The sequence below is a fragment of the Bovifimicola ammoniilytica genome, from assembly GCF_025567085.1.
Lineage (GTDB): Bacteria > Bacillota > Clostridia > Lachnospirales > Lachnospiraceae > Bovifimicola > Bovifimicola ammoniilytica.
The window spans coordinates 15502-30153 of the sequence record NZ_JAOQJN010000003.1 but is presented as its reverse complement, the minus strand read 5'-3'; the positions used below and the strand labels follow the sequence as shown (position 1 = coordinate 30153).

11 protein-coding genes are annotated in these 14652 nt (G+C 35.1%); 7 read left to right on the top strand and 4 right to left on the bottom strand.

What is annotated here, in order from left to right; all coding sequences use genetic code 11:
- Positions 1-97 precede the first annotated feature (97 nt).
- The 3 genes from OCV48_RS03835 to OCV48_RS03825 form a co-directional block, all read right to left on the bottom strand.
- Positions 98-361, bottom strand: coding sequence for a type II toxin-antitoxin system prevent-host-death family antitoxin (locus tag OCV48_RS03835; protein ID WP_021983544.1), 264 nt, complete (start codon positions 359-361; stop codon positions 98-100).
- Positions 362-694: 333 nt separating this feature from the next.
- Positions 695-2482, bottom strand: coding sequence for a 1,4-alpha-glucan branching protein GlgB (glgB, locus tag OCV48_RS03830; protein WP_021983545.1), 1788 nt, complete (start codon positions 2480-2482; stop codon positions 695-697).
- Positions 2483-2493: 11 nt separating this feature from the next.
- A complete protein-coding gene (locus tag OCV48_RS03825) occupies positions 2494-3801 on the bottom strand; it encodes an alpha-amylase family glycosyl hydrolase (RefSeq protein WP_147591371.1) in 1308 nt (435 codons plus the stop codon).
- Between the two features lie 828 nt (positions 3802-4629).
- Between OCV48_RS03825 and OCV48_RS03820 the strand changes: the two genes are divergently transcribed.
- Complete coding sequence (locus tag OCV48_RS03820) at positions 4630-5496, top strand: DegV family protein (protein WP_021983547.1); 867 nt, start codon at positions 4630-4632, stop codon at positions 5494-5496.
- Between the two features lie 406 nt (positions 5497-5902).
- Here the strand turns inward: OCV48_RS03820 and asnA are convergent, their stop codons facing one another.
- Positions 5903-6913, bottom strand: coding sequence for an aspartate--ammonia ligase (gene asnA, locus OCV48_RS03815; protein ID WP_021983548.1), 1011 nt, complete (start codon positions 6911-6913; stop codon positions 5903-5905).
- A gap of 222 nt (positions 6914-7135) precedes the next feature.
- On the opposite strand from asnA, the gene hflX reads away from it, so the two are divergent.
- The 6 genes from hflX to putP all read left to right on the top strand — a co-directional run bounded on the left by hflX (position 7136) and on the right by putP (position 14442).
- Positions 7136-8404 carry a GTPase HflX gene (gene hflX, locus OCV48_RS03810; protein WP_021983549.1) on the top strand — a complete coding sequence of 423 codons (1269 nt, stop codon included), beginning with the start codon at positions 7136-7138 and terminating at the stop codon, positions 8402-8404.
- A 146-nt stretch (positions 8405-8550) separates the two neighbouring features.
- Positions 8551-9414, top strand: a complete 864-nt coding sequence (locus OCV48_RS03805) for a thymidylate synthase (protein ID WP_147591208.1) — start codon at positions 8551-8553, stop codon at positions 9412-9414.
- 39 nt (positions 9415-9453) lie between these two features.
- Positions 9454-9942, top strand: coding sequence for a dihydrofolate reductase (locus OCV48_RS03800; RefSeq protein WP_021983551.1), 489 nt, complete (start codon positions 9454-9456; stop codon positions 9940-9942).
- Positions 9943-10008: 66 nt separating this feature from the next.
- On the top strand, positions 10009-11262 hold the full coding sequence (locus OCV48_RS03795; protein ID WP_317246809.1) for a peptidoglycan-binding protein: 1254 nt from the start codon (positions 10009-10011) through the stop codon (positions 11260-11262).
- Between the two features lie 254 nt (positions 11263-11516).
- On the top strand, positions 11517-12776 hold the full coding sequence (locus tag OCV48_RS03790) for a cell wall hydrolase (RefSeq protein ID WP_147591207.1): 1260 nt from the start codon (positions 11517-11519) through the stop codon (positions 12774-12776).
- A 103-nt stretch (positions 12777-12879) separates the two neighbouring features.
- Entirely contained in the window at positions 12880-14442 is a 1563-nt protein-coding gene (putP, locus tag OCV48_RS03785; protein WP_147591206.1) for a sodium/proline symporter PutP, read from the top strand.
- Positions 14443-14652 lie beyond the last annotated feature (210 nt).

The following is a 14652-nucleotide window of genomic DNA, read 5'->3' as shown; positions in this document are numbered from 1 at the left end:
CCGCAGTGCGATCCACGCGGAGCGTTTTTCATTTGCAATATATTCGTAAATGTGGTCTAATTCACGGATTGCTCTAGGGTTGACTTTTACCTTGTATTTATCCAAAATGCTTTTTCTCCAATTCTGCAAAAACTTTTTCTGCGTCAACTGCTTCTGCACCGTTAGCAATTTCTTGCTCAGATTCGAAGATTGCCTGGTCGATGCGATTCATTCTTGCAAATTTATCGTATAATTCACTACTCATCACAACCAAGTCGCTATATCCGTTTTTGGTAATAAAAATAGGCTCCTGTTCCTTGTGTGCGATATTGGAAATCTCGGTTGTATTGCGTAAATCCTTAATAGGCATAATAAGTGGCATAATGCTTCACTCCTTTCGTTGACACAATTATAGCATAATTATGCCTAAGAAAGCAATATAAAATGCATATCTTCACAAGAAACTTGTAGATAAAATCAAAAAACTTGTTGATAATATTAATTAACGGGAGTACTGTTGATAACAATTATTAAAAAATATGGATGATGCAACTTTTGATATGTGGATAAGGTTGCAGGGCAATAAACAATGATTTCCCTTGTAAGTTACCCATAAGGGCAAAAACAAGGGAAAATACATACAAGTTCACGATTTGAGGCTCTGAAAGCCTTGAAAAATAAGGAACGTTAGTTGGATTGATAAACAACTTATAATTTATTTAACTTCTTCTAATATTATACCGCTGAAAGCCGGAAGTTCTAAGTTAAGTTTTTTAGAAACAGTAGATAACTGTTTGCGGCTTACAGGAGTATTACCACCATAAATATCATAGTCAGAGTTGAGTAAGACTCTGTATTTGCCGTTCTTTTTTAAATCAAGGGTGTAGTTCTGTGCAACACCTGAGAAATTAAGGGCTACGATTATATTTTGTTTTGGACTGCGGCGAATGTAAGAGTACAGACATTCGCTTTCACTATGACAGTCAATCCATTCAAAACCATTTTTATCATAGTCTTCTTCCCATAATGCAGGATTATCAATATATATTTTATTTAGTTTTTGTATATATTTATGAAAAGAATCATGAATTGGATATTTGAGAATATCCCAGTCCTGTTCACGTTTTTCGTCCCATTCCCTAAGCTGTCCGAGTTCATTGCCCATAAAGTTGAGTTTCTTGCCCGGATGTGTCATCATATACATATAAAGTAGGCGACCTTGTGGAAATTTCATCTCGTATTCACCGAACATTTTCTGAAGAATCGTGCATTTGCCATGAACTGTTTCATCATGTGAAAAAGGAAGTAAGAAGTTAGCATCATAGTAATACATCATACTGAAAGTAAGTTTATGATAACTTCCTCCACGGAATAATGGATCAAGCTTCATATATTCAAGGGTATCATTCATCCAGCCCATATCCCACTTGTAGTCGAAACCTAAGCCACCATCTCTGACAGATTTAGTAACATCTTTAAAGTTAGTAGAATCTTCCGCTGCAAGCATACAATTAGGAAATCTGTCTTTAAGTCCACTGTTAAGTGTCTTAACAAAATCTACGGCATTACCATTTACACCACGGTTCTCATCACCTTGCCAATATAAGATTCGGCTGATTGCGTCCATTCTAAGGCCATCAATGTGGTATTTATCGAGCCAGTAAGCAGCAGCACTGTTTAAGAAACTGCGCACCTCTCCACGACTGTGCATAAAGTTACAGCTTCCCCATTCACTGACACCTACATCATTATGAGGATATTCATAAAGTGCTGTTCCGTCATAATTAGCAAGAGCGTAAGCGTCTACAGCAAAATGGACAGGAACAAAATCTACGATTACAGCTATATCAGATGCATGGAATAAATCAATCATCTTCTGGAACTGAGTGGCGGTTCCGTATCTGCTTGTTGGAGCGAAGAAGCCGGTATTCTGATACCCCCAGCTTTCATCACATGGGTGTTCGCTTATAGGCATAAGTTCAAGACAGTTATAACCATTCTCTTTCATATATTTAATGAGTTTAGGAGCTATTTCATCATAGGTAAACCAGCCATGCTCGTCATCCGGATTAGTCAGCCAGCTTCCAAGATGCACCTCATAGATATTAAGAGGTGCTTTCTTGAAATCAGTACGTTTCTTCAACCATTTAGCATCAGAGAATTTATATTCATCTAAATCGCGAATTATGCTCGCACTATCAGGGCGTAATTCCATTCCGAAACCATAAGGATCACAATGGTCAATTACACCATTTGATGCAGTTATCTGGAATTTATACATATCGCCTGGTTTGGCATTCTCTACAAAGAGTTCAAAGAATTGTCTGTCATCTGCCACACGATTCATATTCTGTGGCTGCCAGTTATTAAAACTTCCGATTACCGCAACATTACTTGCAGCAGGTGCAAATGTACGGAAAGTAACACCTTTTTTTTCAATATGTGCGCCAAGATAATTATAAGCGTCAAAAATCTGACCTGTATAAAAATTATAGAAATTCATTGTTATACCTCCTAGCATTTGATGTATTTTGCACTATATCCTTTCATATTAAGACCACCCTCGAAACTTACGGTTTCACCTGTAATAAGGTCTGTTCCTGAACCAACTCCGGAATCAAAATGAGCAGTATAATCATCAGCTGAAGCATTGATTGCGATTAATACACGCTCGCCATCGCAGGTTCTTTCGAATACACATTGATGATTAGTAAGAACAACTGATTTGAAATCTCCATAACAGATTGCCTTACTATTCTTGTGTGCTTTAGCAAGTTTAGAAATATAGTCTGATAATTCGTTCTCAATTGGTGCATCAAAGCAGGCACGTAATGCAGAATCACCTTCATTCTTATGTGCTTTAGCACCCCATTCGCTTCCGTAATATACGCAAGGAATTCCAGGCATACCAAATGCAAGCGCATAAATAAGAGGAAGATGATTTTCATTATTAAGGTTGCTTGCAATTCTTGATACGTCATGATTATCTACGAAAGTGAGTAAGTGTTTACCTTTGTATAAAGTCCAGTTCTCAGGACCAAACTGACGGAGAAGTGAGTGTACAATTTCAAACATATTCATAGAATTGAAACTTGAGAATAAGCCCTTATAACACTCATAGTTTGTACAGCTGTGAAGCATTTCATCATTGACAAATTGGTTATAATCACCATGAAGAAGTTCGCCAAGAAGCCAGAAGTCAGCTTTTAATCCGTTACAGAAATGTCTTAATCTCTTTAAGAAATCTTTATCAAGGCAATAAGCCACATCAAGTCTAATTCCATCAATGTCGAATTCATCAACCCATAATTTGATACTATCGAAAATATAGTTAATAACTTCTTCATTTCTAAGATTCAATTTAACCAAATCATAGTTGCCTTCCCAGCCTTCATACCATAATCCATCGTTGTAATTAGAATTTCCACCGAAGTCAATTCTCGCAAACCAGTCTTTGTATGGAGATGCTTCTCTGTTCTTTAATACGTCCTGAAATGCAAAAAAACCACGACCCACATGGTTAAATACACCGTCTAACACAACTTTAATACCTGCTTTGTGAAGATTGTCACATACATTCTTAAAGTCATCATTTGTACCAAGTCGGCAGTCAATTTTACGGTAATCTCTTGTGTTATATCCATGAGTGTCAGATTCGAAAACCGGTGAGAAATAAATTGCATTTGCTCCTAATTTATTAATATGAGGTATCCAGTCATTAACCTTTAATATTCTTGAAGTGAGTACACCGTCGTTTTCGAATGGTGCTCCACAAAATCCTAACGGGTAAATTTGATAAAATACGCTTTCATCAGCCCACATGCTTAAGTCCTCCTTAAATAGCTTGTAATCTAGAAATCCTTTTTGTAGTTTTTTCGCAAATTCCTCAAGGGAATCTACTGATAATTCGTTTCTGCCATTTTCTTCTATAATACCAAGAAAACCATTTACAAAGAAAGTAATGCTTATTCTTGCATTTAATAAATCTTTATCGTCAAGTCCAAAGACAGTAGAACGACTGATTAGTGAGTCGATTATCTGTGTTCTTACCTTATATATTAAAGGCGACAGACTTGGTGAGTTGAAAAACGGCTTATAAAGATTGCCCTGCTCCTTATTCAATTGCAATATCTTAGACCAGATATTAGGTAAATCTTTAATCATATTATTTACACCATTCTGGCAAATGATGTCTACAATAGGCGAGACAATCTGTAATATAAAATCTTCTGCACATTCATAAATATCTTTATAATGAAGATAGAAGGTGCTTTTGTTGATTCCTGCTTCTTTACATAATTCTATAACGGTAATATCACGTATGTCTTTCACGCAAAGTAAGTTGCTGAGTGTTACATAAAGAGCATTTTTTGTTTTTTTAATCTTAGCATTTTCCAATTATCTTACCTCTTCCTTGCAAGTATGTATGCATTATAACATTGAAATAGACAAATGTCTATATTAAATTTTAAAATATTAATCTCATATCAGTTTAAACTTGCTAAATTGCCTGTATAATGTTAAAATACTTCTTTAGAAAGTAGCATTTAATATGATTAATTATAAGAAAGGAGCCATATTTCCGTCAGATATTTATGGTAAATATTATGGATATTATAATTATATGGAAAATATGGGATAGAATAAATTGTGGAAAAGAAAATAGCAGTAGTTACAGACAGTAATAGTGGAATTACACAGGCAAAAGCTAAAGAGATGGGTGTGTATGTTTTGCCAATGCCTTTTATGATTGACAGTAAAGAATATTTTGAGGATATTAATTTAACTATAGTGGAATTCTTTGAGAAACTTAAAGGAGACTGTACTATATCTACATCACAGCCATCACCTTCATCTATGACAGATTTATGGGACAAGATATTAGAAGAATATGATGAAATTGTTCATATTCCAATGTCAAGTGGATTAAGCGGTGCATGTCAGACAGCCATAATGTTATCAGATGATTATGATGGAAAAGTGCAGGTAGTAAATAACCAGAGAATCTCAGTAACACAGGAACAGTCAGTAAGGGATGCGTTAGAACTTGTTAAAGCAGGTAAGAGTGCAGAAGAGATAAAAGAAATACTTGAGAACCGCAAGTTTGAATCAAGTATTTATATTATGTTAGATACATTAACATACCTTAAAAAGGGTGGAAGAATCACACCTGCTGCCGCAGCCCTTGGTAATCTTCTTAAGTTAAAACCTGTTCTTCAGATTCAGGGAGAAAAGTTAGATGCATTTGCCAAAGCCAGAACTATAAAACAGGCAAAGGCAACTATGCTTGATGCGATTCAGAAAGATTTCAAAGAAAGATTTAATAATGATGAAGATGGTGATATGGGATTATTTATTGCACATACACAGAATTATGATGCAGCAGTAGAATTCAGGGAAGAAGTATTAAAGGTATTTCCTGGTAAAGATATCGAAATTGCAGATTTATCATTAAGTGTATCATGTCATATAGGACCTGGAGCATTAGCATTAGCATGTGCAAAATGCATTAAATAAAAAAAGGGGTAAAAAAGGGGTAAAAGAGGTAATAAAGAGGGGTATAAGAGGTAAAGAGAGGGGGTAAATAAAGAAGGGTAAAAATTTATAAAATTAAATCTGAGTGTATAAATATTACTACTTATAGAGGGGTTTTTCTACAAAAGCCTTTAGTCTTATTGAAAAATACTCATTACTATGATAAAGTTTTAACATAAATTACCGGATATTTAAAACTTATTTCATATCATAGGATATTTGGTAATGGTGGGAAAAAGAGTATTGACATATACATAGAAGAAACCGTCCGTTAAGGGCGGTTTTTTTGACCTTAGAAATAATTATTGAATAATAATGGCATAGGATATATTTAAATCCTATGCCATTAAAATGCATAAATATAAATTGGTTTTATAAAAATACAATTCTATAAAAGTGTAATTCCGTTCTCAGCAGCACATTCATTAATTGCATCCGGCCAGATAGAAGCCTGAACCTCACCGATATGTGCTTTTCTAAGATAGAACATGCAGATTCTTGACTGTCCGATTCCTCCACCGATTGTGTAAGGAAGCTCCTTATCTAAGATGGCTTTCTGGAATGGAAGTTCAGCTCTTTCAGGACAACCTGCTTTATCTAATTGTTCCTTTAGTGATACCTCATCAACTCTGATACCCATAGAAGATAATTCAAGAGCAATATCAAGCACAGGATAGTATACGATAATATCTCCGTTAAGTTTCCAGTCATCGTAGTCAGGTGCACGGCCATCATGTTTTTCGCCTGAAGCTAATTTATCTCCTATCTGCATAATGAAGATTGCACCTTTTAACTTAGCAATCTTATATTCTCTTTCCTTAGGTGTACAGTCAGGATACATATCCTCTAATTCCTGTGAAGTGATAAATGATATTTCAGCAGGGAGAAATTCATGTATGTAATTATACTGTGAAGCAATATAGCTTTCTGTACGTTTAAGAGCTGTATATACTTTCTGGACAGTAGCTTTAAGGGTTTCAGGGTTTCTCTCTTCTTTAGAAATGATTTTCTCCCAATCCCACTGGTCAACAAATATAGAATGAATGTTATCAGTATCTTCATCACGTCTGATAGCGTTCATATCTGTGTAAAGTCCCTCACCTGAATGGAAACCATAACGCTTAAGAGCCTGACGTTTCCATTTAGCAAGTGAATGTACGATTTCAACTTCTTTGTCACCCTGTTCTTTTATGCCAAAGCTCACAGGTCTTTCTACACCATTAAGGTTATCATTAAGTCCTGATTCAGGTCTTACGAATAAAGGTGCTGAAACACGTGTAAGATTAAGTTCTTCTGCGAGCACTCTTTCGAAATAATCTTTTACAAGTTTGATTGCTATTTCAGTTTCACGAATAGACAATGCCGAAGAATATCCGGCAGGTGTTAATAAATGTTCCATTTTTTCATTCCTTTCTCTCATAGATCATCAGGTGTGGCAAAACATATAATATATAAAGGCAGTTTCGTTATTACCTGACATACATAATAAAGAATTATATCATATCATATAAAAAATAAAAGTAAAAATTTGCTGTGTATTGTAAAAAGATTATGTTTCGGTTATAATCTAGAATAAGTTTGTTAAAGTTTGTTAAGATAGAAAGCGTTGGTATGGAATAGAATGGAAAAATTATATGAGACTCAGGAAGAAACCGAGAAAGTTATATTGATTGGTGTTTCTACGAGTGATGGAGATGATACGGAAGAATCTTTAATGGAATTAAAGGAGCTTGTGAAAACAGCAGGGGCAGCAACTGTAGCAACTGTTATCCAGAACAGAGAGGCAATACATGCAGGAACATATATTGGAAAAGGCAAGATTGAAGAAGTGAAGGTCCTTATTGATGAATTAGGCGCAACAGGAGTTGTATGTGATGATGAATTAAGTCCTGCACAGTTAATGAATCTAAGAGATGCATTAGATACGAAAGTAATGGACAGAACTCTTATAATACTTGATATATTTGCAAGTCGAGCTAAGACAGGTGAGGGTAAAGTCCAGGTTGAACTTGCCCAGTTAAAATACAGACAGGCAAGGTTAGTCGGACTTAGAAGCTCGCTTTCAAGATTAGGCGGTGGAATTGGTACAAGAGGACCTGGCGAAAAGAAATTAGAGATGGACAGACGTCTTATTAAGGACAGAATAGCAGTATTAAGGCATGAAGTCGAAGAGATGAAAGTCCACAGAGAACTTGCAAGAAACCAGAGAAGTAAGAATCCAACGACAGTTATCTCCATAGTCGGATATACTAATGCCGGTAAGTCAACCCTTTTAAATGAACTGACAGGGGCAGGTGTCTTAGAGGAAAATAAGTTATTTGCAACCTTAGACCCTACGACTAGAAGGTACAAGCTTGAAAGTGGACAGGAAATTATGCTGACAGATACGGTGGGTTTTATCAGAAAACTTCCACATCACCTAATTGATGCCTTCAGAAGTACACTTGAAGAGGCTAAGTATGCAGATATACTTATTCATGTGGTAGATGCTTCAAACCCTCAGATGGATGCACAGATGCATATTGTATATGAAACTTTAGATTCACTTGGAGTTACGGATAAATCTATAATTACAATATTTAATAAGCAGGATAAGGTCGCAGAGCAAATAAAGAGTAATGGAGAGGCAGAGATGCCTGTATTTAAGGATTTCAGGGCAGATTATACCTTGAATGCCTCAATAAAGAATCATACAGGACTTGATAAACTGCTAGAATATATAGAAGAAATTCTTAGAAATAAGAAGATTTATATAGCTAAGACATTTGGATATAAGGAAGCAGGACAGATTCAGAAAATCAGAAAATATGGTGAACTTCTGAAAGAAGAATATAGAGATGACGGTATCTATGTAGAGGCATATGTGCCTGTTGAACTTATGCCGATGTAGATAATTGCAGAATATTTAACTAAAGAAATTTAGATGATTTTGAAATATTAATAATTAACTAAATATGGTTAATTAACGAAATATAGAATACTAAAAAGCAGTAAATGAAAATGGTACTATATTAGAAATCAGAAATGGAGCAAGAAATGGATAAAGGATATAATAGAGCAGATGAAATGTTTAAAGACATTGCAAGACGAATATTAGAAGAGGGCTGTATGGACATTAATCCAAGACCAAGATATGCGGACGGAACTCCTGCACATACTCTATCAATTAATCATGTAATGCAAAGTTATGATTTATCAAAAGGTGAATTACCACTTATAACATTGAGACCGATTGCTATAAAAAGTTCCATAGGTGAACTGTTATGGATATATCAGGACCAGTCGAACAGCCTTGATGTATTAAGAGATAAATATAATGTTACGTGGTGGGACGAATGGGATATTGGTGACAGAACCATAGGTGCCTGTTATGGAGAGACAGTAAGAAGACATAATCTTATGAACAACTTATTAAACGACATACAGAATAATCCGGATGGAAGAAGACATATTATAAATATGTGGCAGGAGGACGATTTCAAAGATAAACATGGATTGAAACCTTGTGCATATCAGACAGTATGGAATGTAAGACATGGTAAAGATGGCAAAGATTATTTAGATATGTGCCTTTTCCAACGTTCAAGTGATTACGCAACAGCAGGAATAATTAATCAGATGCAGTATGTTATATTCCAGATGTTAGTAGCCAGACATTGCGGATATGAAGCTGGCAGATTTACATGGTTTGTGGCGAATATCCAGATATATGACAGACATATTGAGCCAATCAAAGAGATGCTTAACAGGGAATCGGTAGAATGTTCACCAAGAATAGAGATAAACCCTGATAAAAAGAATTTCTATGATATAACTATTGATGATGTGAAGATAACAGGATATCCTAGAGAGATTATAAAGGAACAGAATCCACAGCTTAAATTTGACATTGGAATATAAAAATATAGAATGAAGTAGAAAAGAGGAATAGAGACTAATATGAATTTAATAGTAGCAGTAGACAAGAACTGGGCAATTGGCAATAAGGGAAAATTATTATTAAGTATTCCTGATGATATGAAGTTTTTCAGAGAGACCACAACAGGAAATGTGGTTGTAATGGGTAAGACAACCTTAAAGAGCTTTCCAAATGAGAGACCACTCAAAAACAGAGTAAATATCGTACTTACAAGAGATAATAATTTCACAGCACAAGATGCAATTATAGTACATAGCATTGATGAGACATTAGAAGCATTAAAACAGTATAATGCTGAAAATGTATATGTGATTGGTGGTGCAAGTGTGTATGAACAATTATTACCATATTGTGATACTGCATACGTTACATATATAGATTATGCTTATGAAGCAGACAGATATTTTCCTAATCTTGATAAGATGTCTGATTGGAAACTTACAGAGGAAAGCGAAGAGCAGACATATTTCGATGTAGAATATTATTTCAGAAAATACGAAAGAGTGTAGAAATAAGAAATTATTTACCTGAAGCTGCATATATTAGAATAAAGTTGTTTGACAGGAACCAAAATTATGCGCACAATGCAAAACGATATGATTGACAGAGGTCAGTTACAGGTAAATGTTACTACAATTAATAACATTCCAATAGAAAATGTTAACATTTCTATTTATGAGGAAGGGCAGCCTACCAATAAGATAGAAGAAATAACAACTGATGCATCCGGACAGAGTGAAAAAATTGATTTGGCTACTCCACCGGTGGAATTAAGCTTATATGTGGATAACATTATTCAGCCGTATGCGGAATATTCATTGTTAATGGAAGCTGATGGTTATGAGCCGGTTAATATTTCGGGTGTTGAGATATTATCAGGAAGAATGTCGATACAGGATATAAAATTAAGACCTTTATTAGAGGGAGAAAATGGTGAAGATTTCGTTATCCCCGCACATACACTTTATGGTGAATATCCACCTAAGATTGCAGAAGCAGAAGTAAAACCTGTAAATCCTCCGGGTGAGATAGTTCTAAGCAGGGTTGTAATTCCTGAATATATAATAGTACATGATGGTGCACCATCAGACAGTACAGCAAGTGATTATTATGTTCTTTATAAGGATTACATTAAAAATGTTGCATCAAGCGAAATTTATGCAACATGGCCGGAGGAGACAATTAAAGCAAACGTACTGGCGATAATGTCATTTACACTTAACAGGGTATATACGGAATGGTATAGGAACAAAGGCTACGATTTTACTATAACTTCATCTACTGCATTTGACCACAAATGGATAAATAACCGAAATATTTTCGATACAATTTCTCTGGTGGTTGATGAAATATTTGACCAGTATTTATCAAGACCTAATGTAAAACAGCCTATACTTACACAATATTGTGATGGTAACAGAGTAAGTTGTCCGGGCTGGATGACACAATGGGGAAGCAAGAGCCTTGGTGAAAGCGGATATTCCGCAATTCAGATACTCAGGAATTTCTATGGAAGCTCAATATACATTAATACGGCAGAACAGATATCAGGTGTTCCGATTTCGTATCCGGGATATGAATTAGATATAGGTGCATCGGGCAGTAAGGTTCAGCAGATACAGGAGGAATTAGACCGGATAGCACAGGTATATTCAAATATTCCCAGAATACAGGCTGATGGCATATATGGAGAGGCTACAAAGGCAGCAGTAAAGGAGTTTCAGAGAACATTTGATTTGCCACAGACAGGAATTATCGATTTTAGAACATGGTATAAAATCTCCCAGATATATGTGGGCATAACGAGAATTGCAGAATTAAATCAGTAAATATAGGGAAAATAATAGAAAGGATTGACGTATGGTTTTCCGTACTTCATAATATAAGTACAGAAAACTGTACGTTTTTATATTTCATCATTTGAAAGGAGAGGTATTATGTTAGCAGTTAATTATACAAATTTATGTGATAAATAGAAAATAACGTATCTACTTGCAATATATTAATTTAATTGATAAAATGATACCTTGAGTTGTAATATATTAAATATTTTACATTTGCAGATAAGAAAGAGAATGATTGTATGGAAAATAGCAATAATGGTACAAAGTATGTAAGTATCATACTGTTTTCATTAGTAGTTATCGCTTTTGTAATCTTTTATACGATGGTGGGAAAAGCTACCAATAATATAGATGATTTAGAGAGTGAGAAGCAGCAGAATGAAGAACAGCAATCATCTTATGCAGAGCAGGCATCAGGACTTGAAGAATCGAAAAGTTCTTTAGAGAATCTTGTATCGTCTTTGAATTCAGAGTTATCAGTAATAAATAAAAAGATTAGTGATATTGAGAAACAGATAGAAGATAAGAATAAAGAAATTGAAGATACTAAGGCAGAATTAGATGAAGCTAAAGTAATGGAACAGAAACAGTATGATGATATGAAATTGAGAATAAGATTCATGTATGAGATGGGTAATCAGTCATATTTTGAGATTTTATTTTCGGGGGATTCAATTGCAGACAGCATTAATAAAGCAGAATATGTTAAAGAAATAGTCTCTTACGATAGAAAAATGATGGAGAAATATAAAGAGACGAAGAAACTAATCGCGGACAAGGAACAGGCATATACAAAAGAACAACAGGATTTAGTAGAACTTAAGAATCAGGTTAAGGAACAGCAGGACCTTATCGCACAGAAGATTAATGATACGAATAAATCGATACAGGCATATTCAGATGATATAGCTAAGGCTGAGGCAGCTGCATTAGAATATGAGAAGAAAGTTGAAGCAAACAGACAGGCTATAGATGATGAGTCACGAAGAATCGAAGAGTCAAAGATACTTGAACAGGTAAGTCGAGAAAGAGCCAGCAAAGAACAGGCCAGCAGGGAACAGGCAAGCAGAGAAGAATCAATTAAGAATGCCCAGGGAAATATTGATGAGTCAGAGACTACTTCTAAACCGGATAATGATACACCGATTTACACCCCAGAGGGAAATGATTTAGATATGCTTGCAGCACTTATTGAGTGTGAGGCAGGAGACCAGTCATATTATGGTATGTTATGTGTGGGTGCAGTAGTTATGAACAGGATAAACAGTTCAAGTTTCCCTGATACATTATATGAAGTATTATATCAGCCATATCAGTTTACACCGGTTACGGTAAGTGGAAGATTTGCACTTGTACTTGCAAGAGGTGCGAATGAGACCTGCTATAAAGCAGCAAGAGAAGTCCTAGAACAGGGTAATATAGTCGGCTCATGGTTATTCTTCAGAATGAATGATGGTTCAAGGCAGGGAGAAGTAATAGGAGACCATGTTTTCTATTAATAATATACAATGTGAAAGAAAAAAAAATAGGAAAGGAACAAAATGCAGACAACTTTCACATATTATGTTTGCACATCAGATTAGTCTGATGTAAGGTAAGAAAATGAAAGGATCAAATTTGGTATGGGTATTTATAGCATTTGCCTGTTATCTTATAGGTATGGTGTTGATAGGTGCCGCTTTTATGAAGAAGAACAAAAACTCTGAAGATTATTTCTTAGGAGGAAGAAAGATAGGAGGCTGGGTAGCAGCATTATCAGCACAGGCATCAGATATGAGCGGCTGGTTATTAATGGGACTTCCGGGTAATATATATGCATTTGGAACGAACCAGATATGGATAGCTGTCGGATTATTCATTGGTACAGTTGCTAACTGGTTATTTGTATCATCAAGACTCAGAAGATATACGATAAGAGCAAATAATGCACTTACATTTCCAGCGTATTTAGAGAACAGATTCCATGATGATAAGAAGAGAATGTTAGTGGTTTCTTCAGTTGTGGTTGTAGTATTCTTTCTTGTGTATACAGCTTCAGCATTGGCAGCAGGCGGTAAACTTTTCAATTCAGTATTCGGACTTGATTATCATATTGCGTTGGCAATCGGTGTTGCAGTTATTCTCGTATACACATTTATGGGTGGTTTCTTAGCAGTATGTACTACAGATTTTGTACAAGGTATGTTAATGCTTGTAGGACTTCTAACAGTTCCAATTGTTGCGTTATTCATTGTTAAACCTGGAGCATTATCGGATACTCTGGCTGATACTCTAAAGGGAACAGGCGTAAGCGTATCAAGTTTCCTTAATCCATTGAAAAATGGAGACAAGAATCTAAGTTTCGTGGAAATAATCTCACAGCTTGCATGGGGACTTGGATATTTTGGTATGCCACATATCTTAGTAAGATTTATGGCAGTAAAAGATGAGAAAGAATTAAAGAAATCAAAAGTAATAGCAATTATATGGGTAGCATTATCACTTGCATTTGCATGCTTTATCGGTGTTATCGGAAGAGCTTACTTATTTCCGGCAATACTTGGTGAAAAAGGAGCAGTTTCAGTAGAAAATGTATTTATTGAAATGATTAAACAGGTATTTACATCGGATGTTGCGATTCCATTTATCGGAGGATTATTCTTATGCGGAATATTAGCAGCTATAATGTCAACAGCAGATTCACAGTTATTAGTAACTGCATCTTCGGTTTCAGAAGATATTTACAAGGGGGTAATTAATCCAAAGGCAGATTCTAAGAAAGTATTACTTATAAGCAGAATCACAGTTATAGTAGTAGCAGCATTGGCATTTGTTATTGCATGGAATCCTGATAGCAGTATTATGGGACTTGTATCAGATGCATGGGCAGGCTTAGGTTCGGCATTCGGACCAATAATTTTACTTTCACTTTATTGGAAACGTACAAATATGCAGGGCGCTATAGCGGGAATGATTTCCGGTGGCCTTACAGTTATCATATGGGATTATATTCCTCTTATAAATGGACAGACGTTATATAAATATACAGGATTATATTCACTTGTACTTGGTTTCGCCATAAGTCTTGTACTTATTATAGTGGTAAGTTTATTAACAAAAGCACCATCAGAGGAAATGTTACAGGAATTTGATGATGTAGCTAATAAAAGAGTGGCAGAGAATTAATTATAATGAAATATTAGAAATAAAAATGAAATATTAGAATAAATCAGAGGTATTAAGTGTAAGGATGATACATCTGATTGTAAGCAGAGTATGTGATTGAAGAGTTAATGTATAAAGATGAAAATTTATACATTGACTCTTTTTGCTTGAGAAAAAACTTAAATCTCCATAAATGATTGCAAAATTTGGCAGAAAAAGTAGTTGAAAATA

What these genes read in the sequence shown, in the direction of transcription:
- OCV48_RS03835 (WP_021983544.1), bottom strand. Translation starts at nt 361, where the DNA reads ATGCCACTTATTATGCCTATTAAGGATTTACGCAATACAACCGAGATT.
- glgB (WP_021983545.1), bottom strand. Translation starts at nt 2,482, where the DNA reads ATGAATTTCTATAATTTTTATACAGGTCAGATTTTTGACGCTTATAAT.
- OCV48_RS03825 (WP_147591371.1), bottom strand. Translation starts at nt 3,801, where the DNA reads ATGTGGGCTGATGAAAGCGTATTTTATCAAATTTACCCGTTAGGATTT.
- asnA (WP_021983548.1), bottom strand. Translation starts at nt 6,913, where the DNA reads ATGGAACATTTATTAACACCTGCCGGATATTCTTCGGCATTGTCTATT.
- hflX (WP_021983549.1), top strand. Translation starts at nt 7,136, where the DNA reads ATGGAAAAATTATATGAGACTCAGGAAGAAACCGAGAAAGTTATATTG.
- OCV48_RS03805 (WP_147591208.1), top strand. Translation starts at nt 8,551, where the DNA reads ATGGATAAAGGATATAATAGAGCAGATGAAATGTTTAAAGACATTGCA.
- OCV48_RS03800 (WP_021983551.1), top strand. Translation starts at nt 9,454, where the DNA reads ATGAATTTAATAGTAGCAGTAGACAAGAACTGGGCAATTGGCAATAAG.
- OCV48_RS03795 (WP_317246809.1), top strand. Translation starts at nt 10,009, where the DNA reads ATGCGCACAATGCAAAACGATATGATTGACAGAGGTCAGTTACAGGTA.
- OCV48_RS03790 (WP_147591207.1), top strand. Translation starts at nt 11,517, where the DNA reads ATGGAAAATAGCAATAATGGTACAAAGTATGTAAGTATCATACTGTTT.
- putP (WP_147591206.1), top strand. Translation starts at nt 12,880, where the DNA reads ATGAAAGGATCAAATTTGGTATGGGTATTTATAGCATTTGCCTGTTAT.